The organism is Robinsoniella peoriensis (assembly GCF_000797495.1).
GTDB lineage: Bacteria > Bacillota > Clostridia > Lachnospirales > Lachnospiraceae > Robinsoniella > Robinsoniella peoriensis.
Genome location: NZ_JTGN01000015.1, coordinates 90,543 through 116,484, shown reverse-complemented (window position 1 = coordinate 116,484; position 25,942 = coordinate 90,543). Strand labels below are relative to the sequence as shown.

Annotated in this window: 14 protein-coding genes; 11 read left to right on the top strand and 3 right to left on the bottom strand. The window is 41.7% G+C overall.

Annotated features, from left to right (window positions below; translation table 11 throughout):
- Nucleotides 1-9: 9 nt before the first annotated feature.
- Nucleotides 10-516, bottom strand: a complete 507-nt coding sequence (locus tag QR40_RS24490) for a GNAT family N-acetyltransferase (RefSeq protein WP_044297188.1) — start codon at nucleotides 514-516, stop codon at nucleotides 10-12.
- Between the two features lie 117 nt (nucleotides 517-633).
- Here QR40_RS24490 and QR40_RS24485 point away from each other — a divergent pair, with 117 nt between their 5' ends.
- From QR40_RS24485 to QR40_RS24475, 3 genes are all read left to right on the top strand, one after another.
- Nucleotides 634-1,284, top strand: a complete 651-nt coding sequence (locus QR40_RS24485; RefSeq protein WP_152614275.1) for a TetR/AcrR family transcriptional regulator — start codon at nucleotides 634-636, stop codon at nucleotides 1,282-1,284.
- A gap of 369 nt (nucleotides 1,285-1,653) precedes the next feature.
- The gene (locus QR40_RS24480) at nucleotides 1,654-2,205 is read left to right on the top strand and encodes a sigma-70 family RNA polymerase sigma factor (protein ID WP_044297183.1); all 552 of its coding nucleotides are present in this window, start codon (nucleotides 1,654-1,656) and stop codon (nucleotides 2,203-2,205) included.
- On the top strand, nucleotides 2,198-3,613 hold the full coding sequence (locus tag QR40_RS24475) for a DUF4179 domain-containing protein (protein ID WP_044297181.1): 1,416 nt from the start codon (nucleotides 2,198-2,200) through the stop codon (nucleotides 3,611-3,613). The genes QR40_RS24480 and QR40_RS24475 overlap by 8 nt, the downstream gene beginning before the upstream one ends.
- A 114-nt stretch (nucleotides 3,614-3,727) precedes the next feature.
- On the opposite strand, the gene QR40_RS30310 is transcribed toward QR40_RS24475, so the two are convergent.
- Nucleotides 3,728-5,287, bottom strand: a complete 1,560-nt coding sequence (locus tag QR40_RS30310; RefSeq protein WP_052431041.1) for a response regulator transcription factor — start codon at nucleotides 5,285-5,287, stop codon at nucleotides 3,728-3,730.
- Nucleotides 5,262-7,061 carry a sensor histidine kinase gene (locus QR40_RS24465; RefSeq protein WP_044297180.1) on the bottom strand — a complete coding sequence of 600 codons (1,800 nt, stop codon included), beginning with the start codon at nucleotides 7,059-7,061 and terminating at the stop codon, nucleotides 5,262-5,264. Before QR40_RS24465 ends, QR40_RS30310 begins: the two co-directional genes overlap by 26 nt.
- 303 nt (nucleotides 7,062-7,364) lie before the next feature.
- Between QR40_RS24465 and QR40_RS24460 the strand changes: the two genes are divergently transcribed.
- From QR40_RS24460 to QR40_RS24425, 8 genes are all read left to right on the top strand, one after another.
- A complete protein-coding gene (locus tag QR40_RS24460) occupies nucleotides 7,365-8,750 on the top strand; it encodes an ABC transporter substrate-binding protein (protein ID WP_027295379.1) in 1,386 nt (461 codons plus the stop codon).
- Nucleotides 8,751-8,841: 91 nt separating this feature from the next.
- The gene (locus QR40_RS24455; RefSeq protein ID WP_027295378.1) at nucleotides 8,842-9,708 is read left to right on the top strand and encodes a carbohydrate ABC transporter permease; all 867 of its coding nucleotides are present in this window, start codon (nucleotides 8,842-8,844) and stop codon (nucleotides 9,706-9,708) included.
- Nucleotides 9,708-10,544, top strand: a complete 837-nt coding sequence (locus QR40_RS24450) for a carbohydrate ABC transporter permease (RefSeq protein ID WP_052377905.1) — start codon at nucleotides 9,708-9,710, stop codon at nucleotides 10,542-10,544. The genes QR40_RS24455 and QR40_RS24450 overlap by 1 nt, the downstream gene beginning before the upstream one ends.
- Nucleotides 10,545-10,565: 21 nt before the next feature.
- A complete protein-coding gene (locus tag QR40_RS24445; protein ID WP_044297172.1) occupies nucleotides 10,566-13,367 on the top strand; it encodes a glycoside hydrolase family 38 N-terminal domain-containing protein in 2,802 nt (933 codons plus the stop codon).
- 49 nt (nucleotides 13,368-13,416) lie between these two features.
- Nucleotides 13,417-14,403, top strand: coding sequence for an HAD family hydrolase (locus tag QR40_RS24440; RefSeq protein WP_044297170.1), 987 nt, complete (start codon nucleotides 13,417-13,419; stop codon nucleotides 14,401-14,403).
- A gap of 29 nt (nucleotides 14,404-14,432) precedes the next feature.
- Nucleotides 14,433-19,526 (top strand): OmpL47-type beta-barrel domain-containing protein, encoded by a 5,094-nt coding sequence (locus QR40_RS24435; protein WP_044297168.1) that lies wholly within the window; start codon nucleotides 14,433-14,435, stop codon nucleotides 19,524-19,526.
- Between the two features lie 13 nt (nucleotides 19,527-19,539).
- Nucleotides 19,540-20,481: a type I phosphomannose isomerase catalytic subunit gene (locus QR40_RS24430; protein ID WP_027295373.1), complete on the top strand. Its 942-nt coding sequence runs from the start codon at nucleotides 19,540-19,542 to the stop codon at nucleotides 20,479-20,481.
- A gap of 35 nt (nucleotides 20,482-20,516) precedes the next feature.
- Nucleotides 20,517-25,610, top strand: coding sequence for an OmpL47-type beta-barrel domain-containing protein (locus QR40_RS24425; protein ID WP_044297165.1), 5,094 nt, complete (start codon nucleotides 20,517-20,519; stop codon nucleotides 25,608-25,610).
- Nucleotides 25,611-25,942: the final 332 nt, after the last annotated feature.

The window sequence follows — 25,942 nt, the reverse complement described above, 5'->3', positions numbered from 1 at the left end:
CTCTGTTTTTTAGTTACATTTTTCCAATACTATTAGTTCTTTGATATAATAATTTTTTTCTGAATCAAAGATATAACCATTTGCCAGTAATGCCTTGTTAGAAGGTATATTTTCTATATCTGGCTGAACAATAATTTTCTTTGCAATTTGTTCTGCTTTTACTTTTTGGGTTAGAAGGCGGATAATGTCTTTACCATACCCCTTTCTTAAGTAGTTTTCATTTCCGATCAGATAGTCAATACTAAAAGTATGATTAGGCTTTGAAACAGAGTACCAATCTTCTATTTCATCGTTGATTCCATCATAGCAATCATAATACTGGCAGAAACCAATTGGTATATCATTACTCATAACAATAAAATGATGGATCCAGGAATAGGTGTCTGCCCGGTGATGTACTTCCATGAGCCAGTCTTCAGGGTCAAGATACCATTTTTTTATATATTCCTTGTTTAACCATATTTCAAATAATAATAGGTCTTCATCAGTAAAAGGTCTTAAATATATTTTATTCATATGTTAATTTCCTTTCTCTACAACAAAAATATGAATAAATATTCTTGTTTTTATTTATTTTAGCATTATTAATCACAAGTTGTCAATAGAAAACAAAAATAATTATTCTTATTTATATTGAAAATTAATGAGGTATGTATTATACTGCATATTGAAAGAGAGATGATAAGAATGCCACAGATACGAAAACCTACACAGAAACGATCTATCGAAAAACAGAATAAAATAATCCATGCTGGTTTTGAGCTGTTTTGCGAAAAAGGATATTATGAAACAAATACCAATGAAATATGTAAGAGGGCAGGTGTTTCTACCGGGGCTCTTTATAGTTACTTTCCGGACAAAAAAGCAATTTTTATTTCTGCATTTCAAAAGTTTTTTGAAGAACAGATTGACCCCTTACTTTTTTCCTTATCTGAAGGTGATGAACCATTTACGGTAGATGAATTTATTAGAAAAACCATTTGTGTGTTTACTAGTATTTATGCAAATTCTTCCAGTGGTATTGCTGAATTAAGTAATATGATGAATAAAGACGAAGAGATCTTCCAAACGTTTTGTGGTTTGGAAGAAAAATTAATGAATGTGTTTATTGATACGCTTGTTCAAAATAATATCAATGCTTCTTTAGAAAAGCTCTATCTGATTTATGCCATGATAGATGCAATTGCTCAGGAAAACAATATTAATGCCCACAGTGAGATGGATAGCAATAAACTTTTACAGGCAGGGATTAACGCAATAAAGGGTTTGCTGGAGATTGTATGATAACTGTATATATCTTGGAAGCTTCGCCCGTTGTTACCGGAGTATGAGGCAGATAATAAGATTTGACGTATGAGACAGATTTGATACCGGGGTTGAATAACCGGCAGGCTTATGTGCCTGTATGACTGAACTTAAGGGGTGATCCAAGAATGGATTATCCCTTTTTTATTTTTGCCTGTGACTTTTATTTAGTATTTTATTTAAAAAGATAAAAAGCGCAACCTTTTTCCTATATAAAGCATCTAATCAATGTGCACAAAATTAATTAGAAAAGTAATACAGCAATAAGCAGCCATAGATAAATACGATAACAGGTTTGTTACGTTATGTTATTGTTAAGATGGGCGAAGCGAAAGGAATGATATAAAAATGGAGAACATACTGGGAGAAGATCTGATGCTTGCCCGAAAGGCAAAAAAAGGTGATGTACAAGCTTATGGAGACTTAATTAAATTTCATAAAGAATATCTTTACCGAACTGCATTTTCCTATGTGAAAAATCAGGATTTGGCACTGGATGTACTTCAGGATACTACCGTTCAGGGATTGCTGGCTATTCATAATCTGAGAGAACCTCAGTATTTTAAGACCTGGATAACCAGAATACTATATAACTGTGCTATGCAAATGTATCGTAAGTCATCCAAAGTAATTCCTTATGCCCAGGATGACATCCCGCAAGATGCGGTAAAGCAGATGGACAGCGGTATTTCCCAGGAAGAAAAAATGGATCTCCACAATGCGGTAAGACAGCTGGATGAGCCATACCGGACGCTGATTGTACTGAAGTATTTTGAAGGGCTGACCATATCTGAAATATCTAAAATGTCTTCAAAGCCTGAGGGGACTATTAAATCAGACCTGTCAAAGGCAAAAAAGAAACTGCGCATGATTTTGAAAGAGGGGTATATTTATGCTTAATAAAAATGAGTTTGATCAAATTCCGATACCGGAGAATATTGATGATGTTATTGATAAAGGAGTTACGAGGGCTGTTAAAATAAAAAAAAGACAGCGGAGGAAGAAATTTATAACAACGACGACAGGCATTGCTGCCGCTGTAGCCGTCTTTTCTTTGTTCTGCGTATCTAATCCTGCCCTGGCAGCTAAAATACCTTTAATCGGGCATATATTTGAGCGGGTGGAGTCTACGGTGAGCTATAAGGGGGATTTCAGTTCTACGGCACAGGTTTTGGTGACGGAAGGAGCGGAAGATACCGGGGCTGTTACAGAGATTGGTGAAACAACAAAAGGGGCTGAAACAGAAGGGATTGAAAAAAAGGGAAATGAAAAACAGGAACAGGTACAAGAAAAAGCTGCCGGGGAAAGTAAATATATCAAAACTTCTAATGGCTTAACAGTTACGGTTTCTGAAGTATATTATAGTACAAAAGCTTTATATCTGGCAATGAGTATTAAAAATGAAGAAGAGTTCCCGGCAGATTTTATAAGAACAAAAAATATGGAGGATTATATTTTAGATTATGATACACTGAAACTGGATGGAACAGCAAGTTTTAGTTTTTCTGATATGGATATCGGACCGGAACTGTATATAGAAGGTCAGTTTATTGACAATCATACATTTGCAGGAATCTACCGTGTATCACTTGATCAGTTTTCCTATTATCCTACGGATGAGGAAATTGCAGCAAAAGGACTGGACATTAATGATTACGTAAAAGATGATATGAGTACTGATGAAGCTGCGTTAAAGGTGGATGAATATAACTTGAAATTAAAGGAGCAGTTTCCGGAGATTGGCACACCTCTTCCGGTTCCTGATAACTTTACGTATAGTTTAAATCTGACTGATATTTCCGGAGAATTGTTTGAGACAGAAGCAAGAACCGTAACCTTCCCGGAAGGTGATACCGGGGTAATATATGATAATCTTGTGAAGCGGTATGAGGGCGAATGGAATTTTGAATTTGATGTGTCTCTGGACACCTCAAGGACTCAGACTGTGGAACTAAACGATACCAATGCAGAAGGACTGGGGATTTCCAAAGTTGAAAAAACACCTTATGAAATTACTGCACAGATGATCATCCCCTCAGATAAGCTGAATTACGATTATTTTCTGGTTATTTTAGATAAAGATGGAGAACTGCTGGATTATCAGGGCAGTTACGCAGATACCTACCAGCTCTATGGAAGGGACACCGGCACTGTGTATGTTTATATTTGTGACTATATCCAATACATGGATGAAATTAAGGGGTATTACTGGTCCCCTGATTATGAAGAAAAGAAAAAAACAAAGACATACAAACAATACCTGGATGAGAAGTCACTGTACCATACGGAAGTTACTTTTCAGGAATAACCATATACTGCTTTAATATTGGAGGCGTATTTTTGTAATAAACGGCTCTCTGTCCAACAGACGGAGGGCCGTTTATTATGAAAGTATGCTTTTATGTCTTACAGGTATGGCTGATCAGTTTTTCCGGAAGTCTCCAGGTCTCTTTCCCGTGGTTTTTTTAAAGATGGTAAAGAAGTAAGTGATGTTAGCAAAGCCTACGGCTTCTGCAATTGCTGAGGTCTTCCAGGAGGTACTTTTCAGCAAGTGGATTGCTTTGGAGATACGGATTCGGTTTAAATAGTCAGAAAAGTATTCATTGGTGTCTATTGCAAACTGGCGGCCAAGGTAGGCGGCATTTACATTCAGCTGTGAGGCCAGGGTTTTCAGAGATAGATTAATATCCTGGTAGTTGCTGCAAACATAGCTGAGCGCATTTTGAATCAGGTACGAATAGGTGGGGTTTGTATTTTCATCCAGATGGTCCATCAAAGTTGTAAATAGTTGATACAGCTTTTCTTCCAGTTCGGTAAGTGAAAGTGCCGATCCAATAATACGAAAGGCTTCTTTTTTTTGAACATCAATATCTGCGCTGGAAAAAAGTGATGACTTTAATTCCTGCATGGCGCAGATGATAAACTCAATCAGTTGATATTTAATATTTTCCAGATTGTTGTTGTTGTCCTGGCGGAGCATTTCGGCAAAGTATTGACGAAGCAGTTCCAGAAGGGCTTTGCTGTCACGTGCTTCAATAATATTTGCAAGGCTGGAATAATCAAAAATATAGGGGGTATCTTTTTCAAGCTGTACAATGGTATCTTTCTGAAACAGGTTCTGCATGATTTCTTTGCGTTCTGCAGACTGGAGGCAGTATATGTAGGAGGCAGAAAGGTCATGAACTGTTGAGGCATTTTCACTTAGAGAGGTAATGACAGGAAAGGAAATGCGTTCTTTTAACTGTCTGATGCAGGACTCCAGCAGGCGTTCGTAATCAGCATTTGTTAAGGAATATGCATAATCCTTGAAAATAAGAATGATGTTATCAGATGTGTCGAGTGCAGCGTAGCAGTCACAGGTATCTTGACAAATCTTTTCACACAATCTGGCTGTGGAAAAATCTGCCCATTTCATGGAACGTTCCCCGCTGTGAAACAAGGGCTTTAGAAGTCCCACACGCATTTTACTACAGCGAAAGGTAAGATTTACAAAGCGGCATTTCTCACGTAATTCCCGGGTGTCGATACGGTTGGTCAGGACCCTTACCAGAATGTCATTGCGAAGAGCCATAAGACTTTCCTGAAACTGCTGTTTTTGTGTTTGGGTATCATCCAGCATGTGCACTGTAGATATAATTGTATTTGTCAGTTCTTCCTGATTTACAGGTTTAAGCAGATAATTGACTGCACCATGCTGCATAGCGGTGCGAACGTATTCAAAATCGTTGTAGCCGCTCAGTATGATAAATTTGGGGCAATGTGGCAGATGGGAACAAAGCTCAATAAGTTCCAGCCCATTCATGTTGGGCATATTGATATCAATAAGAGCAATGTCAATAATCTGGTCTTTGATGTTCAGATAGGCTTTCATGCCATCCTCCGATTCAGATACAATTTCAATTCCGTAAACTTCCCATTCGATCAGATTCCGAAGACCGGAACGGATCAGGGGTTCATCATCCACAATAATCATTTTGTACATATTTCTCCATCTCCTTTTTCTCTAAGGCAGGAAGCGTAACTACCACCGCAGTGCCTCTGTATAATTTACTGTTAATACTGAGTCCATATTGCTTTCCGAACAAAAGCTGGATTCTGGTATGAACATTCCTTAGTGCCAGACCATAGGAAGAGTGTGTCTGGATACCGGCGATATGGTCTTGGAGGTCAGCAAGGGTTTCTTCACGCATTCCGGTGCCGTTATCGGTAATAGTGAGCGTGATTATGTTGTCGCAGACCTGGAAATTTATACTGATTTCAAGTGGCTGGCTATTTTGTGGAAAGCCGTGGGTTAGGTTGTTTTCTACAATGGGCTGGAGGGTGAACTTAGGGATACCCAGATAAAGAATGTCAGGAGGCACATTCATCAGGACACTGAGCTTATCTCCAAAGCGGAATTTCTGCAATTCCAGGTACGATTCTATGTAATCTATTTCGTCCTCCAGATATACTATATCATGGTTAAAATCTTTCATCCAATGAAAAAGGTTACCCAGGTTGGCAAGCATCTCAGCTACCTCATAGTTATCGTCTTCGAGTGCCCTCATGCGAATGCTTTCCAGGGTATTTGCCAGAAAATGCGGGTTGATCTGCGCCTGGAGGGCATAAAGTTCTGCAGTCCTGCGCTGTGTCTCAGCCAGATAGGTCTTTTTGATATAGATATCTAAAGTTTCACACATGGTATTAAAGGTCTGGCTTAAATAGCCGATTTCGTCATCGGAGTTAACCGGCAGCCTGGTGTCAAAATCCCCTTGGCTGATCAGGGATATAGCAGAAGCCAGATCATGAAAACGTCTTTTGTAATACTTGTGAAGTACAGTAACAATGGTGACCAGGCACAGAATACTGAGGCCGGTAACCAGAATTATTTTCTGGATAATACCCCAGATGTTTTTCATTAGTTTTTCATCAGAGACAGCGCTGATTATTTTCAGACCGGACAGGCTGACTGATTTGTTAGACAGGATATCATCCTCCGGCAAAAATCCTTTCTTGTAATTAAGGTTAATGTAAGAAGGATTATTCGAATAAATTATTTTGGAAGATCCGTTCACCACAATATATTCCCCGTCCGCAGCGTTGTCAATTTCATTGTATGTGGCACTGATTTCCCGGGGAGAAAAGTTCATCATCAGGTATCCGGTAACGATTTTTTTCGTTGGATAATTCATGTCATACAGCTTGCCTATAAATGTCACTACTTCAGAATTTTCTTTGGATGACTGGGGGATATAAGGAGGAGCTGCATCATAAATAGTGGTAAGTGTTTCTGAAGTATTTTTAAAATCTTTTATGTAAGGCAGTTTATTATAATCATAGCTGATAGAAATCTTACGGCTGCTGACATTGGAATAGGAAAAGGCATTTTTTCCGTCGGACGTAAAGAGGATGGTGTCCTGAATCATGTGATCCGAGTAGCACAGGGCAGTCAGGTAATCTGTTATTTTATTCAGATTATTCGATTGATAAATATCAGACGAATTGGATCTGGTGGATGAAATAATATTTGCAATATGGTCTGTGGAGTGCATTAAGATTCGCTGGTTGTACATCATATTATATTTGTCCAGCATAAATTGTTCAATTCTTTCGGCTGCTTCGCTGACCAGAAGCTGATCCTTGCCCTTGATGTTAATCGTAAAATTAATTAGCTGAAATGAGCTGGTAGCCAAAGAACACAGGATAATGAGTAAAATTGTTGCAAAGGAGATTTTGCTAAAAATACTGGTATTTTCTATCCGTTTTTTTATTTTCATGACACACTCACTTTCTGTCTCTTTGTATAATATTTGAATCAATACTATATTAAATATATAGAAATTGCAATATGACCTGCAATTTTCGAAAGAGTTCTATAATTTGTGAAATTGTAACCCTCTGATTTATGAAATATAATGTAGTCATCAAAGCAAACCGGTGAGTTACGATCAAGTCGAAGACCCCGCGCAGAGAGCTGAGGGGGCTTTGACCCTCGCGGCAGCAGTCATGTGGACAGGCAGTCATACCTACTTGGCTCGTTGCCCGCGGGAATAAAAAAGAGATAAAAGGAGGATACAGTTTTGAAAAGAAGAAGAAAAATAATAGCAATTTTACTGACCGCATGTATGTCAGCAACATTTATTGCAGGATGCGGTGGCGGAAAAACCCAGACGAATGCAACTACAGGAGAAACAAAAGAAGCAGCAACAGCAGGGGAGACAAAAGAGACGTCTGCGGCAGCTGATGAAACAAAAGCAGCGGATACTGCAGCGGCAGATGATACCGGAAGTGAAGGACAGACTACGATCACCTTTGGTGTTTTTGAGACAGATAATATCACGGCAGAGATCTGGCAGGGAATGATTGATTCATTTGAAGCAGCCAATCCGGAAATTAACGTAGAGAAGGTTCTGGCAACCGGTGATGACCGTGCTTCCTTCTGGAAAACCATGTTAAGCAGCGGTAATTTCCCGGATGTAGTAATTGAGGCAGAACAGCTGGCAACAATGGAAGGTATTTTTACTGAGGTACCCCAGGATGTTCTGGATCTCTTTGAGGAATCTGCACTGTGTACCTATAATGGAAAGAGCATAACCGTACCAAGTTTTAAACAGTATAAAATGCAGTGTTATTATAACAAAGCAGTATTCAATGAACTGAAGCTGGAAGAGCCTAAAACCTGGGATGAATTTATGAATGTGTGTCAGACCATTAAAGATGCAGGCAAAGTACCGTTAATGTGCGGCGGAACCGGCGATATCTGGGCAACGGGAGAACCATTCTGGATTGCAGAAGGGGATACGGCTTTATTGTCTAAATACCCGAATTTTAACCAGGAATTAAAAGAAGGTAAAAATACATGGAATAATGAGACAACGGTTGACGTTCTGACGAAGTGGCAGGACATGGTTAATAAAGGATATTACTATGAAGGTGCTATGTCATTAAGTTACAGCCAGGCTTCCGAAGAGTTTAAGAAGGGAACAGCAGCTATGATGGTTGACGGTTCCTGGCAGGCAGCAGGCCTGGACGGAGAAAAGAATGAAGACTTTGGCGTATTTTCAGTTCCAACTATGGATGGAAGCGAAATCTGCGTTGCAGACTGTTCCTACTGGGGCGTTTCTGAGACATGTGAGAATAAGGATGCTGCTTTCCAGTTCATCAAATATGTGTTTGATGAAAATCAGGAAGTATATAAGACATACCTGCAGTCAGACGGCTTATATTCTACTACAAAAAAAGCAGTATCTTACGAACAGGGACCGGTTACTACAAAGTTCTTAGACAATACTTCCGGATGGAACACCGTTCAGGAAATTATAAAACTTCCGGGCGAATTTGCAGTTCCAAGTGGAATGCAGTCTTATATGGATAAATCATTCCAGAATATTTTTAACGGAGCAGATGTAAAAGCGGAAGTGGAAAACTGGGATGTTGAATATCAAAGATTACTGGATGCGCAATAAAACGAAATTTGAATAGAACAGGGCTGTTGTAGATTCAAACAGAAAAGATGGATTTGCAGCAGCTTTTCTTAAATAATATGAGGTGTTTAAAATGAAAAAAAGTAAAATGTCCCTTGGCTTTGCCGCACCGGCATTTATAATCTATACTGTTTTACTTGTAATTCCTATTTTTATGGCTTTTTATTTCAGTTTGAATAAGTGGAACGGTTTCAATGCAATGGAATTTCTGGGACTTGAGAATTATCTGAATGTATTCCGGGATGCCAGATTGGGAAATGCAGTAAAGAATACAGCTGTTATTTCCGTTGTAGTAGTCGTTCTTGTAAATATACTTGGTTTATTTTTAGCAATGCTGGTAAATACAGCTTCTGCAAAGAGTAACGTTTTTAGAATTATCTTTTTTGTTCCGTTTGTATTAAGTACCGTGGCAATCTCCTTTGTTTGGAAGAGTATTCTTTCCTATAATGGTGTACTAAATGGTATTCTCAGTGCCCTGGGATTGTCGGATCTTGTTGGTAACTGGCTTGGAAGTCAGGGGTCGGCAATTGTATGTATCATCATTGTAGAAATCTGGCGCACACTTGGCTATCATATGATGCTGTATCTTGCAGCGCTTCAGACAGTGCCTCATGAATTATACGAAGCATGTACCGTAGATGGCGGGAACCGTTGGAAAAAATTCCGCAACGTAACCCTTCCGCTTATTATACCGGGCATGTCGGTGAGTTTTCTGATGAGTATTATCAATGAACTTCGTATGTACGACGTCGTGAAGATTATGACAGACGGTGGTCCCGGTTACGATACGGAAACGGTAGTATATAATATTGTTTCCCAGGGATTTTCCAATAATATGGTAGGTTACTCTTCTGCAATATCAGTTGTATTATTCCTGGCAATCGGAGCAATCTCAATCTTCATTGTCAGTGCCATGAATAAAAAGGAGGTGGAAATGTAATGCATTCTATGAAAGCGAAAACCAGAGCGGTAAATATTTTTCAGACCGCTTTTCTGTTTATTCTGGCAATCATAGTGATTCTGCCTATTTACATAGCTATAGCCAATACCTTTAAGGACTCCGGCATCATTCTGGATCAGCCGCTGACCCTTCCAATTCCACCTACGATGGAAAATATTATCAGTGTATTACAAAGCCCGAATACCAATTTAGTGGAGATGTATACCAATTCCATTATCCTAATGGTGGCTGGAACGGTAATAACGGTAATCGTGTCTTCCCTGGCGGCTTATTATCTGGCAAGGGTGAAGTCCAGGCTCTCCGGTATGCTCCGGGTGTATTTCCTGATTGGAATCATGGTTCCTTATGTTATCGTTTATCTGCCTTTGTGTATTTTACTGCGGAATATGGGTATCCCGTTTGGAGTACCTATTCTGATTCTGGTATTTGTATCCGGTAATATTTCCTTTGCTTCTTTTATGTATACCAATTATGTGCATTCACTGCCTATAGAGTTGGAAGAAGCGGCATCAATTGACGGAGCGACCAGGTTCCGTATATTCTGGTCCATTTTGTTTCCACTGCTTCGGCCCTGTACGGCAACTATTGCAATCTTCGTAGGTCTTGGAATCTGGAATGACTTTCAGACACCGCTGCTGCTGGGACAGGTAAGGACGATTACCGTAGGTATTTATACTGCTATTGGTCCCCATTCTGCAAACTGGGGAATTGTATTCGCCTATGTATTTTTTGCGGCAATGCCCGTTATTATTGCATATCTTTGTGCACAGAAGAATTTTGTCAGCGGTCTGACTATGGGAGCGTTGAAAGGTTAAATAAGAGAAGGAGTTTTGTATATGGATAAAAAAGGTTATGTAATTACACATACGCACTGGGATCGGGAATGGAGGTATCCAATCTGGGAAAGCAGAATTTATCTGGCGGAAATGCTGGATGAGTTGCTGGATGTGCTGGATACCCGATCGGATTATGTAAGTTTTCTCTTTGACGGACAGAGCGTATTCTTAGAAGATTACCTAATGATCCGTCCGGAGAATAAAGAGCGGTTAGAAAAGCATATTCGGGACAGACGGCTTTTGATCGGACCATGGTATACCCTTCCGGATCTGTATCCGGTCAGCGGAGAAAGCCTGGTAAGAAATCTTCTAAAAGGAGATCAGGTCTGCGCCCGGTACGGACATAAATTAAATGTGGGCTATGAATCTTTTGGATGGGGACAGCCCAGTCAGTTTCCTCAGATATACAAAGGCTTTGGCATTGATTTAGTCATTGTGGCAAAAAGAGTAAATGAGAGAAAAGCACCGGAGAGTGAGTTTATCTGGGAAGGTAAAGACGGTACGCAGGTACTTGCCAGCAGGCTTGGAGAGGATGCCCGTGCCAATTTCTATATGAATACCTATATGGAAGCCATGAGCGGAAGGGCATACAAGTCAGATGAGTTCCGCTACGACTATGGGAATACAAGACTTTATCACAGAGCAGATAAAACCGGAAGTGAACAGGATTTCTTTATGCTCAGCCACAGGGAAGAGGTTCATGAAGAAAAACTGAAAGAGCTTGCCCTTTATTCCTGGAATGCCATGAATGCCAGCAGGTTAAAAAATGACCGGGTTTTAATGGATGGATCGGATTCCACCTGTGCACAGACCAGGTTACCGGAATTAATTGATAAAATAAATGAAGTTCTAAAAGAAGAGGGTATCACCCTATCCCATACAAATATGGAAGATTATGCGGCAATTTTAAAGGAAAAGCTGGCAGGGGAAGACCTAAGAGTCATTAAAGGGGAACTGAGAGATGGTCCGGCACCTTCCGTGTCGGCCAATGCACTGATGACCCGCTACCCTGTGAAAAAGAAAAATAAATCGGCGGAAAGCATCCTGATGGATATGGCAGAACCGCTTTCAGTAGCCGGGGTATTGATGGGAATGAATTATGACAGGAATTACCTGAACAGAGCCAGAGACTATCTGTTGGGTTCCCAGTCCCATGACAGCATTAATGGCGTTGTACAGGAGAAAACGGTCAGAGATGTTATGTACCGTCTGGATCAGTGTACAGAATTATCCGAATGTGTAAATGATCAGGTCATCCGCTATATTGCTTCCAATATATCCGGAGCAGATTTTCAAAAAGAAGATATCCTGGTTCTCCTTGTTAATCCTCTTCCTGCAAAAAGAAATGAAGTGGTGGAACTGGTAATTGATACACCGGAAGAACAGAATATCTGGGATTTTGATGTGTACAGTATGGATGGGAAGAAATTAGAAAGTGCCCATATTTCCAGAAAAGAAACAGTAACACCTGCAGTCAGCCGCCATACCAGGCCGGAACCTTTCTATGCGGACCGCCATGAACTTATCCTGGAGACAGGTGAAATACCTGCAGGAGGATATAAAACAGTGAAACTGGTACCCAGTCAGAAATTTGCCAGAAAGCAGAAATTCTGGCCGGCAACCCGCATGAGCGATGGCAGGGAGCTTGGAATAGGTGCCTGTGTCATGGAAAATAAATATCTGAGGGCCAGCGTCCAGCCAAACGGTACAGTGAAATTGCTGGACAAGGAAACGGGATTTGAAACAGGTGAGCTCAATTACCTGGAAAGCGGCGGCGATATCGGTGATTACTGGATTCATTATCCGCCTTATCATGATCAGATATTCTCAAGCCGTGGAACCTCTGCAGATATCTGGATGGAAGAAAACACACCCCTTCAGACCAGCATCTGTGTTTCATATAAGTTCCGGGTCCCGGCATTTAGCCTGCGCCCCGAAGCAGGAATCCAGGGAGAAAGCAAGAGAAGCAGTGAAATGACAGACCTTTTGGTTGCTATCCGTTACATATTGAAGAAAGATGCAAAAAAGCTGGATGTAATTCTGAAGGTAAGAAATACTGCAAAGGATCACCGGCTGTCGGTAAACTTTAATGCAGATGTCTTGGCTGAAGGTGCATATGCCGGAGGACATTTCTGTGTGGACTATAGAAATGCAGCTGCAGACAAGGAAGAAAACGGACTCCGTTATACAGAGATGGATAAACTGCCGATGCAGGGATTTGTGGATATCAGTGATGGGAACAAGGGATTTGGAGTAGTCTCACAGGAATTTATAGAATACGATGCTTCCCGTAAGGGAATTTTGTCCTGTACATTATTCCGGGCGGTAAGAAATATGATCTGTACCGAGTTCCGCAGTGGATCTTCTTATCCGTCGCAGGAGGGCGGACAGCTCCAGGAAGAAATGGAATACCGCTATGGATTAATGGTTCACAGAGGCAGTTGGGAAGAAGCCGGATTGCAGGAAGAGAGCAGGCGCCAGAGAATTCCTGTTCTGCCGGTGCAGTTCAGTACGGATTATGAAAATACAGGATTTTTACCGAATGAAAAGAGCTTTTTTGAGGTCAAAGGAGCACAGGCATCCTGTATCAAGATGGGGGAAGACAGGGACGTCATCATTCTTCGTATCTACAATCCATGTACAGAAACAAAAGAGGCAGCGCTGATATTTGACCGTCCTGTAAAAGAAGCATATCTGGTTAATATGAAGGAAGAAAGAATTACGGACCTTACTTATGAGGGAACCGCTTTGAACCTGGAACTGGGACCGGATAAAATTATGACAGTTGAAGTAAAACTTTAAAGTAAAGTTGTTGAGAAAAAATATAAGAAACAGAAAGGGTGCCATATAAATGGAAAAATGGATTCCGGGAATAGGAACGTTAAAAAATGCTGGTGATTTTATACCGCTGGAAGTAAGCGATGGAGGACCCTTTAAAGTTGGGGAAGACGGTGTAAAGGAGATTCTGGGTACAAAAGACGGCAAGACAGAATTTGCCGTGTATCAGGATAAGACCTTATGCTATGTGAAGTCTCTAATGGGTTATCCGGCAATTTATCCCATGATGGAACCGGTATTTGAAGGTCCGGCAGAAGCATTGTTGATGGATTTGGATGGAACCAGTGTCCGGAGCGAGCAGTTCTGGATGTGGATTATTGAGAAGACTATGCAGAGACTGATGGGAAATGCAAGTTTTGGTTTATCGGATGAGGATGAGCCCTTTGTATCAGGACATTCAGTATCGGAACATTTACAGTATTGTATTACGAAGTATTGTCCAAACCAGAAGGTAGAAGAAGCAAGAACTTTTTATTATGAAATCGTCGAAGATGAAATGCAGAAGATTATGAAAGGCCAGGGGAAAAAGGGAGCGTTTGTTCCGTCTCCCGGTCTGAAGGACTTTCTTATGGAACTGAAGGCTGAACACATTAAGATCGGGCTGGTAACTTCCGGCCTTTACAATAAGGCGATACCGGAAATTGTATCTGCGTTTGATGTGATGGGGATGGGAGATCCATTTCAATTCTATGATACCATTATCACTGCAGGAACGGCTTTCCGGCAGGGACAGGCAGGAACGCTCAGTGAACTTGCCATGAAGCCGCATCCCTGGCTGTACGCTGAGACTGCCAGAGTAGGACTTGGAATTATGCCAAAGGAAAGAAACAGGGTTATAGGAATGGAGGATTCTTCCGCCGGGGTACTTTCCCTGCGCCTGGCAGGATTTTCAGTTATAGGAATTGGAGGTGGAAATATAGAAAAAGCAGGAGTCAGCGGGTTGTGTCTGAAAGAGTATGATCATCTGTGCGATGCACTGCCTCTTATTACAGGAAAATAATCAAAGTTATGAAAAAGGAGAAAAAGCTTATGAGGAAAAAGTTAGTAGCAGGTTTGTTATCTGCAGCAATGTTAGTAAGTTCTGTTCCGGGAGTTGCAATGGCAGAGCAGGCAGAAGTAAGCAGCGGCCAGGTAATGGCTGAGATCTATGTCTCGGCCCGAACAGAGCCTGGAACAGGGGACGGGTCAGAACAGAATCCTTTTGCCAGTATGGAAGAAGCAAGACTGGCGGTGCAGGGATTAAATGATCATATGACCGGAGATATCGTTGTTTATTTTGATGATGGGGAATATCTTCTGGATAGTACGGTTGCATTTAACCAGGAGGATTCTGCAAGTAATGGACACAAAATAATTTACAAAGCAAAAGAACCCGGGAAAGCAGTACTCACCTCCGGACTGGAGGTTACCGGGTGGGAAGATGCAAATGATGAAAAACGTCCGGGGATTCTGGCAGCGGATGCTGACATTGATAATACCAGACAATTTTATGTGGATGGAGAAATGGCAGTCCGTGCAAAAGGAAAAATAAAAGGTGAAATGGTCCGTAGCGGAGAGAAAACCACGTATACTACATACAATGGAAACCATGATGCTTATACGGGCTTTCGCTGTGCCAATACGGATATTCTAAACTGGAGAAATCCCGACAATATTGAATTTATCTGGGATATCAGCTGGGCACACCGGATTTCACCTGTAACATCAATTACAAAACTGGATGAAAACAACAGTTTTATTGAAATGGAGTGGGATTCCTTTAAAACCGGGCAGATTGCAGGTGGAGTCCAGATTAACAGAGGACCTGATTACGTGGAAAATGCCTATGAACTGTTGGATGAACCGGGGGAATGGTACTTTGACAGCCAGGAAAAGAAGATCTACTATATGCCAAAAGCAGGACAGGAAATGAGCCAGACACAGGCCATTATTCCAAGTGTGGAAAATTTAATTACACTGGAGGGAAACCTGGATGAAAGCGTGTCAGATATCAGCTTTGAAGGCTTTGGATTTTCCTATAATACCTGGCTCTATCCCAGTGCAAAGGGGTGGCCGGAGCAGCAGGCTAACTTTGCCCATGATCCCAAAGAAGATTTCAACATGCATGCATATTCTCTGGCACCGGGAGCGGCAATTGTTACTAAGATGGCAAAAGGAATTACCTTTGACCGCTGTACATTCCAGAACCTGGGTTCAGCCGGAATCAATATGCTGGATGGTTCTGTGGGCAACACAGTAAAAAATAGTGTATTTAAAGATATATCGGCAGGCGGAATACTTGTGGGAGGGGTCAGTATTACCGAAGCACATCCTTTGATGCCCGGAGATACTGTTGAGAACCATATTAAAAATAAAACACCCCATGATGAGCGTTTAATAGTAAAAGACAATACGATTACAAATAATTACTTTAACGGAATCGGTACGGAATATAAGGGAAGCATTGCAGTAGTGGCAGGCTATACGGATGGAACTGTTATTACGAATAATACAATTCGTGACGTGGCTTATTCCGGTATTTCCGTAGGCTGGGGCTGGGGATACTGGGAGCAGGGCGGACGTTATAAACCGGACGGCATGCCCGATGATGAGACCCCTGCGGAATATCCCGTATTTCCTCTTGGAGATGCAGCAGTATCACGTAATAATATTATTGAAAATAATGATGTTTCCATGTGTATGATGAAACTACACGACGGGGCAGGCGTTTATACACTTGGTGACATGCCGGGCACCAGCATTAAAGGCAATATAATCCATGATAATGTAGGCTGGCCGGGCGGTATTTACCTGGATCAGGGCAGCGGCGGAATGACTGTGGATCAGAATATTACATACAATGTTCAGGTAGATATGAATCATAATGTCCGGGAGTATACCTATGGATACAAGGCAGATCATTATGTAGACGGAGGCAATAATTATTATGGAGTAGCTCCGGACGACGACCGTTATCCAGTGGAACTGGCAGCAAATGCCGGAGTACAGGAAGCTGGCGGAGAAATCATCATTCCGATTGAGTTGAATAAATTAACAGCGCCGGAATTTATTTCATCCGGGGATAAAGTGATGCTGGAAGGAAACTTTGGCAAAGAAACAGGAAGAGTGGTACTTAGCGGGGCACAAGGTCCGGTTTATGTGGATGCACAGTCCGGAAATATCATCAGCTGGACAGCTAAAAAAATACTTTTGCGTATGCCGGGCGGTGTTGTAAGCGGTTCTGTATTTATTGAAAGTGCAGATGGAATCCAGAGTAATGCAAAGAAAATTAATGTAGGTAATTTTACAGAAGAATTATTTAAAGATGACTTTGAAGATTATGCAGCAGGAAAATTAGTGGATCAGGAATCTGCTGTAAACCGCTATACAGCCATTGTGAATAGTGCTTATGTAGAGAAAAATGAGGACGGAACACAGTTTCTGCGCATCAATAAGCCTGCTGACGGCGTCGATGCCCGTCTGGAAAAAGAAGCGGACTGGCAGGATGTTATGCTATCCATGGATTTAAGATATGACGTAAACCCACAGAGTTACGGAGGATTATTCCTTTCACCGAGATTCATGGACCACGGCAATAAATATCTCGTACTGCTTACTCCGAATTACACCAATGGTCTGGGTTACCAGCAGTATGTAGACGGCAGCTTAAACGGCCCTGGAGGCGGCGGAAATTACAGCTATAAGGTGGGTACCTGGTACAGCACGAAAATTGCTATTGTTGGACATGAGATGAAAGTAAAGATATGGGAAAAAGGAAAGCCGGAACCATCCATATGGACTTCTGCGACTACTTTCTCGGGTGTGGATAAAGGCGGACTTCTGGTGCAGATGACTAGTTTCATAGATGGGGAAAAAGCAAGTATTGATAACTTGTGTGTACTCGGATATCAGCCAGGAATAACAGAAGATATGTCAGCTGACCGCACGGCACCGGTAACAACCGCTATCCTTTCTGGAAATCAGAATGCAGAAGACAAAGGAATTTATAACAGTCAGGTTCAGGTATCGTTATTTGCAGAAGACCTCGATTCTGGCGTGGCGGATATTGAGTATCAGCTGGGTGACAGTGAATTTACTGCTTATACAGAACCTCTAATATTTGGAACAAACGGTGACTACGTCATTTCGTACCGCTCGGTAGACAGAGCCGGAAACACAGAAAAAACCAGAACAATCCGGTTTACGGTGGATTTACTGCCGGGTGAGCTTGTTTTTGAAGACAATTTTGATGTGTATGATGCCGGTACATTCACAGACCTGGATACAAAAGGATATACAGCCATTAATGGAGAATCTATTGAGATTGAAGAACAGGAATCAGGGAAACTGCTGAAATTAAACGGTATTGGTCAGGATGTGAGACTAATGCACAAGGCCGATTGGCCAAGTACGGTGATGACCTTTGATTATAAGTTTCAGAATCCGTTGGGCGGCCTGGAAGGTCTTTATCCAAGCAACTATTTTCAAAATCTGAGTCCGGACAGTATGTATGCATATCCAATGCTGCCAGGCTGGGGCGGTATTCTCCTGCAGCAGAATGTAAACGGTAATGCAAACAATATTACGGGAATCAGTAATGATGTTTATCCGTTACAGGCAGATACATGGTACAAGGTAAAAATGCAGACATCTGATGATCATATGGCAATTAAAATCTGGACCAGGGATGCCGAAGAGCCGGAAAACTGGATGGCAGAACGTGACGTTAGCGGATTGAGCGGCGGCGGCGGTCTCTACTTCTCCTTCTCAGGCAAAGCAGGTGAAAATGCTGCATACATAGATAATGTTGAAGTCAGAGGATTTGAGACAAGTTCAGAAGTAACCAGAGTCATTTTTGAAGCAGATCCACAGGATGCAACAGTTTCCATAACAGATAACCAACCGGAAGCGGATGGAAGTTATTTATTGCAGAGAGGTTCTTACACTTACACTGTTTCTGCAGAGGGATACATGGATTTGACAGGTACACTGGAAGTAAACGGTGAAGTCACAAAGAGCATCTACACGGCGCTGCATAGAAAACCGGTTTCCAGGGAACAGTTGGATCAGCTGATTGAACAGGCATGTGCAATTACAGATGCCGAACTGAAGAAATATACGGATGATAGTGCAAAGGCATTTAAAAATGCCCTGGAAGCAGCAGTAAGACTTTCAGAAGATGCATTCCAGCCGGAAGTAGATGCAGCGGCAGAAGCACTGGATGCAGCAATCAAAGGACTTACTGCAAAGCCACCGGTCTACAGAGACCAGTTGAATGTGTTGATTCAGAATGCCCGTGCAGTTACAGCAGCGCAATTGCTTCTGTATACAGATGAAAGTGTAAGAGTATTTAAAAATGCATTGGAAGCAGCAGTAAGACTTTCTGAAAATGCATCCCAGGCGGAAGTAGATGCAGCAGCAAGAGCACTGGATGCGGCAATCAAAGGTCTTACCAAAAAACCGGAGACTAATGTTCAGCAGCCAATTGATGTATCAAAACTGTCTATAGGCAGCATAGCTCGCCAGACCCATACCGGCAGATCCATAAAACCATCGGTAACAGTAAGATATGGAAGTAAGGTATTAAGGGCAGGTACAGATTATACCCTTACCTATAAGAATAATGTAAATCCCGGCAAAGCACAGCTTATACTCACTGGAAAGGGCGGCTATAAAGGCAGCATTACAAAGACATTCGTAATCGCAGCAAAAAAAGGAAAGATCTATACAGTGGGAGATTACCAGTACAGAGTCTTAAATTCATCTGTAAAATCGGGAACAGTAAGATTCTTAAAGCCGGTGAAGAAAAGCTTAAAAAAAGCCAGGGTTCTGTCTACAGTTAAGATTGGAAATTACAGTTATAAAGTAACGGAGATTGGAAAAGAAGCATTTAAGAATAATAAGAAGTTAACTTCCGTGATAATTGACAAGAATGTAAAAGTAATCCATAGTTATGCTTTTTCAGGCGCCAAGCAACTGAAAAGCATTACTGTAAAATCCAAAGTATTGAATAAGGTATATAAAAATACATTTAAGAACATTCATAAAAGAGCGGTTATCCGGGTGCCATCTTCTAAACTGAGAGCATACAAGAAACTGATGGCAAATAAAGGACAGAGCAAAACCGTTGTAATAAGAAAGTAAGGAAAGTATCAATATGTCAATATTAAAATTAGAACCGGCATTTAAGGAATACATCTGGGGCGGAGATAAGCTGATTAAAGATTTTCACAAGCATTACAGCGGAAAGACTCTTGCTGAGTCCTGGGAACTGTCCTGCCATGCAGACGGCAGTTCCCGGATTGCCGGGGGTGCATTCAGGGGAAAAACCCTGAGTGAATATATAGAATGGGAGGGTAAAAAAGTTCTGGGGAACCGTTGTGCAGCATTTGACGGATTCCCAGTACTGATTAAGTTCATTGATGCAAGAGAGAATCTGTCCATACAGGTTCACCCGGACGATGAATATGCCCTGAATAAAGAAGGACAGTATGGAAAGACGGAGATGTGGTACGTAGCTGACTGCACAGAAGATGCTTATCTGTATTACGGGTTTTCCAGGGAAATCTCAAAAGAAGAGTTTCGGCAGCGGATTGAGGAGGAAACTATATTAGATGTCCTGAATAAAATTCCTGTTGAAAAAGGTGATGTATTTTTTATTGAAGCCGGTACGCTTCATGCAATTGGTGAGGGTATTGTAATTGCAGAAATACAGCAGAATTCAAATGTTACTTACCGTGTATATGACTATGGCAGAAAGGATGCGGAAGGTAAAAAAAGAGATCTGCATATTGAGAAGGCTCTGGCTGTGACAAACCGCAGTCCAAAAGTGCGTTCCGATAATTTCGAACCTCATCTTGGCAGCTGTAAATATTTTATGGTAGACAAGCTCACTCTGGATGGGAAGGTAATGAAAGAGATGAGTGGAGAAACAGATGGAAGTACATTTGTACATATTTTAGTTATTGAGGGAAACGGCGTTATTAAGAATGGAGAAGAAATTTCATTTTTAAAGGGTGACAGCCTGTTTATTACAGCATCTTCAGGGCGATTTGAAATCAAAGGAAACTGCCAGGTGCTGATTACGACTATTCCATGAAAATAATCAAAGTTATGAAAAAGGAGAAAAAGCTTATGAGGAAAAAGTTAGTAGCAAGTTTGTTATCTGCAGCAATGTTAGTAAGTTCTGTTCCGGGAGTTGCAATGGCAGAGCAGGCAGATGTAAACAGCAGCAGCCAGGTAATGGCTGAGATCTATGTATCAGCGGGTACAGAGCCTGGAACAGGAAACGGGTCGGAGGAAAAGCCCTTTGCAAGTATGGAAGAGGCAAAACAGGCGGTACAGGGATTAAATGACAATATGACCGGAGATATCGTTGTTTATTTTGATGACGGGGAATATCTTCTGGACAGTACGGTTGCTTTTAATCAGGAAGATTCTGGGAGCAACGGACACAAAATAATTTACAAAGCAAAAGATGCCGGGAAAGCAGTACTCACCTCAGGACTTCAGGTTACCGGGTGGGAAGATGCAAATGATGAAAACCGTCCCGGGCTTCTGGCAGCGGATGCGGACATTGATAATACCAGACAGTTTTATGTGGATGGAGAAATGGCAGTCCGTGCAAAAGGAAAAATAAAAGGTGAAATGGTCCGTAGCGGAGAGAAAACCACGTATACTACATACAATGGAAACCATGATGCTTATACGGGCTTTCGCTGTGCCAATACAGATATTCTAAACTGGAGAAATCCCGACAATATTGAATTTATCTGGGATATCAGCTGGGCACACCGGATTTCACCTGTTAAATCAATTACAAAACTGGATGACAGCAACAGCTTTATTGAAATGGAGTGGGATTCCTTTAAAACCGGGCAGATTGCAGGGGGAGTCCAGATTAACAGAGGACCTGATTATGTGGAAAATGCCTATGAACTGTTGGATGAACCGGGGGAATGGTACTTTGACGGCCAGGAAAAGAAGATCTACTATATGCCAAAAGCAGGACAGGATATGAGCCAGACACAGGCCATTATTCCAAGTGTGGAAAATTTAATTACTCTGGAGGGAAGTCTGGATGACAGTGTATCCGATATCAGTTTTGAAGGCTTTGGATTTTCCTACAACACCTGGCTCTATCCCAGTGCAAAGGGATGGCCGGAGCAGCAGGCTAACTTTGCCCATGACCCAAGAGAAGATTTCAATATGCATGCATATTCTCTGGCACCGGGAGCGGCAATTGTTACTAAGATGGCAAAGGGAATTACTTTTGACCGCTGTACGTTTCAGAATCTGGGATCAGCCGGAATCAATATGCTGGATGGTTCTGTAGGCAATACAGTTAAAAATAGTGTATTTAAAGATATATCGGCAGGCGGGGTACTCGTAGGAGGTGTCAGTATTACTGAAGCACATCCTTTAATGCCGGGGGATACCATTGAAAATCATATTAAAAACAAAACACCTCATGATGAACGTTTGATTGTAAAAGACAATACTATCTCGAATAATTACTTTAACGGAATCGGTACAGAATATAAGGGAAGCATTGCAGTTGTGGCAGGCTATACGGATGGAACCGTTATTAGGAATAATACAATTCGTGACGTGGCTTATTCCGGTATTTCCGTAGGCTGGGGCTGGGGGTTCTGGGATCAGGGCGGACGTTATAAACCGGACGGCACGCCGGATAATGAAACTCCTGCGGCATATCCGGTATTTCCACTTGGAGATGCAGCGGTTTCCCAGAATAATGTAATTGATAATAATGATATCTCCCAGTGTATGATGAAGCTTCATGACGGAGCCGGTATTTACACGCTTGGGGATATGCCGGGCAGCAGCATTAAAGGCAATTTGATCCACGATAATGTAGGCTGGCCGGGAGGTATTTACCTGGATGAGGGCAGCGGCGGAATGACCGTAGATCAGAATATTACATATAATGTACAGGTAGATCTGAATCATAATGTGCGTGAGCATACCTATGGATACAAGGCTGATCATTATGTAGATGGCGGCAATAATTATTATGGAGTATCACCGGACAACGACCGTTATCCCGTGGAGATTGCAGCAAATGCCGGAGTACAGGAAGATGGCGGAGAAATCATTATTCCAATTGAGTTAAATAAACTTACAGCACCGGAATTTATTTCATCCGGGGATAAAGTGATGCTGGAGGGAAACTTTGGTAAAGAAACCGGAAAAGTGGTACTGAATGGAGCCGATGGTCCGGTATACCTGGATGCCCAGTCCGGTAATATCATCAGCTGGACAGCTAAAAAAATTCTTTTGCGTATGCCGGGAGGTGTTGTAAGCGGTAACGTTTATATTGAAAGTGCCGAGGGAATCCAGAGTAATGCAAAGAAAATTAATGTAGGTAATTTTTCAGAAGAACTGTTTAAAGATGACTTTGAAAATTATGATACAGGTAAATTAGCGGATCAGGAATCTGCTGTAAACCGCTATACAGCCATTATGGACAGCGCTTATGTAGAGGAAAATGAGGACGGAACGCAGTTTCTGCGTATTAATAAGTCAGGCGGCTCCGATGCCCGACTTGAAAAAGAAGCGGACTGGCAGGATGTTATGCTATCCATGGACTTGAGATATGATGTGAATCCACAGGATTTTGGAGGATTCTTCCTTTCTCCCAGATTCAAAGATCACGGCAACAAATATCTGGTTCTGCTAACACCTAATTACAGTAATGGTCTGGGTTACCAGCAGTATGTAGATGGCAATCTGAACGGACCTGGCGGCGGTGGAAAATACAGCTATCATGTTGGTACCTGGTACAGTACCAAAATTGCCATTGTTGGACAGGAAATGAAAGTAAAAGTATGGGAAAAAGGAAAGCCGGAACCCTCATTATGGAATTCTACCACAACATTCTCCGGTGTGGATAAAGGCGGACTTCTGGTACAGCTGACCAGTTTAAGAGACGGGGAGAAGGCAAGCATTGATAACCTGAGTGTGAATGGATATCAGGCCGGCGTAACAGAAGATGTGTCAGCTGACCGAACATCACCTGTAACAACCGCTTCCCTTTCCGGAAACCGGAATATGGAGGGTAAAGGAACTTATAACAGTCAGGTTCAGGCAGTTCTGTTTGCAGAGGATAGCGATTCAGGCGTAGCTGATATAGAGTACCGGCTGGATGACGGTGAATATACTTCCTATACAGAACCACTTTTATTTGGAACAAACGGTGACTATGTATTGTCTTACCGCGCAGTAGACAGAGCAGGAAATATAGAAAAAACCAGAACAATTCGTTTTACGGTGGATTTACAGCCAGGTGAGATCATTTTTGAAGACAATTTTGAGGCGTATGATGCCGGTACACTTACCGATCTGAATACAAAAGAATATACCACTATTAATGGAGATGCAATTGAAATTGAAGAACAGGAATCAGGAAAGCTTTTAAAATTAAACGGAATTGGCCAGGATGTGAGACTAATGCACAAGGCGAATTGGGCAAGTACGGTGATGACCTTTGATTATAAGTTTCAGAATCCGTTGGGCGGCCTGGAAGGTCTTTATCCAAGCAACTACTTCCAAAATCTGAGTCCGGACAGCATGTACGCATATCCAATGCTGCCAGGCTGGGGCGGTATTCTCCTGCAGCAGAATGTAAATGGAAATGCAAACAATATAACTGGAATCAGTAATGATGTTTACCCGTTACAGGCAGATACATGGTACAAGGTAAAAATGCAGACATCCGATGATCATATGGCAATTAAAATCTGGACCAGGGATGCCGAAGAGCCGGAAAACTGGATGGCAGAACGTGACGTTAGCGGATTGAGCGGCGGCGGGGGCCTCTACTTCTCCTTCTCAGGCAAAGCAGGTGAAAATGCTGCATACATAGATAATGTTGAAGTCAGAGGATTTGAGACAAGTTCAGAAGTAACCAGAGTCATTTTTGAAGCAGAGCCACAGAATGCAACAGTTTCCATAACAGATAACCAACCGGAAGCGGATGGAAGTTATTTATTGCCCGGAGGTTTTTACACTTATACCGTTTCTGCAGAGGGATACATGGATTTGACAGGTACACTGGAAATAAACGGTGAAATCACAAAGAGCATCTACGCATCGCTGCAGAGAGAACCGGTATCCAGGGATCAGTTGGACCAGCTGATCGAACAGGCATGTGCAATTACAGATGACGAACTGAAGAAATATACGGATGATAGTGTAAAGGCATTTAAAAATGCCCTGGATGCAGCAGTAAGACTCTCAGAAGATGCGTTCCAGCCGGAAGTAGATGCAGCAGCACAAGCACTGGATGCAGCAATAAAAGGGCTTACGGAAAAGCCACCGGTTGTGAGAGATCAGCTGAACACATTGATTCAAAGGGCAAGGGCGTTTACAGATGCTGAATTACAAAAGTATACAGATGACAGTGTAAGAGGATTTAAAAATGCTTTGCAGTCCGCCATCGGGCTTGCCGCAGATGCATCACAGGAGGAAGTTGACCGGGCAGCAAGAGTGCTGGATACTGCTATAAAAGGGCTTGTTAAGAAACCGGATGTGACAGTTCCCCAGCCGATTGATGTGTCAAAACTGTCAGTCAGCAGCATTTCACGTCAGACACATACTGGAAAAGCATTGAAACCGTCGGTAACAGTTAAATATGGAAGCAAAGTGTTAAAAGAAGGAACCGATTATACCATTTCCTATAAAAACAATGTAAACCCAGGAAATGCCCAGCTCATTCTCACTGGAAAAGGCGGCTATAAAGGCAGCATTACAAAGACATTCGTAATCGCAGCAAAAAAAGGAAAGATCTATACAGTGGGAGATTACCAGTACAGAGTCTTAAATTCATCTGTAAAATCGGGAACGGTAAGATTCTTAAAGCCGGTGAAGAGAACCTTAAAAAAAGCCAGAATTCTGTCTTCAGTTAAGATTGGAAATTACAGTTATAAAGTAACGGAGATTGGAAAAGAAGCATTTAAGAATAATAAGAAGTTAACTTCCGTGATAATTGACAAGAATGTAAAAGTAATCCATAGTTATGCTTTTTCAGGCGCCAAGCAACTGAAAAGCATTACTGTGAAATCCAAAGTATTGAATAAGGTATATAAAAATACATTTAAGAACATTCATAAAAGAGCGGTTATCCGGGTGCCTTCTTCTAAACTGAGAGCATACAAGAAACTGATGGCAAATAAAGGACAGAGTAAAACCGTTGTAATAAGAAAGTAAGAAAAGTATCAAATTCAGACGGCAGTTCCGGGATTACCGGTACTGATTAAATTCATCGATTCAAGGGAGAACCTGTCCATACAGGTTCTTCCGGACGATGAGAGGCCAGAAATTAGACAGCCTGTTTATTACAGCATCTGCAGTGTGATTTGAAATCAGAGGAAACTGCCAGGTGCTGATTACGGCTATTCCATAAAGCTGTTTTGTAAACTATTTACGAAGCTTCATCAGAGTGTGTCTAAAAAATGAAGGCAGCAAATGTCTGCAGACTTGTTTCGTTATTTTAGATATGTTCCGGGAGCATAAGAAGGGATATGGGAAAAGATATGGGA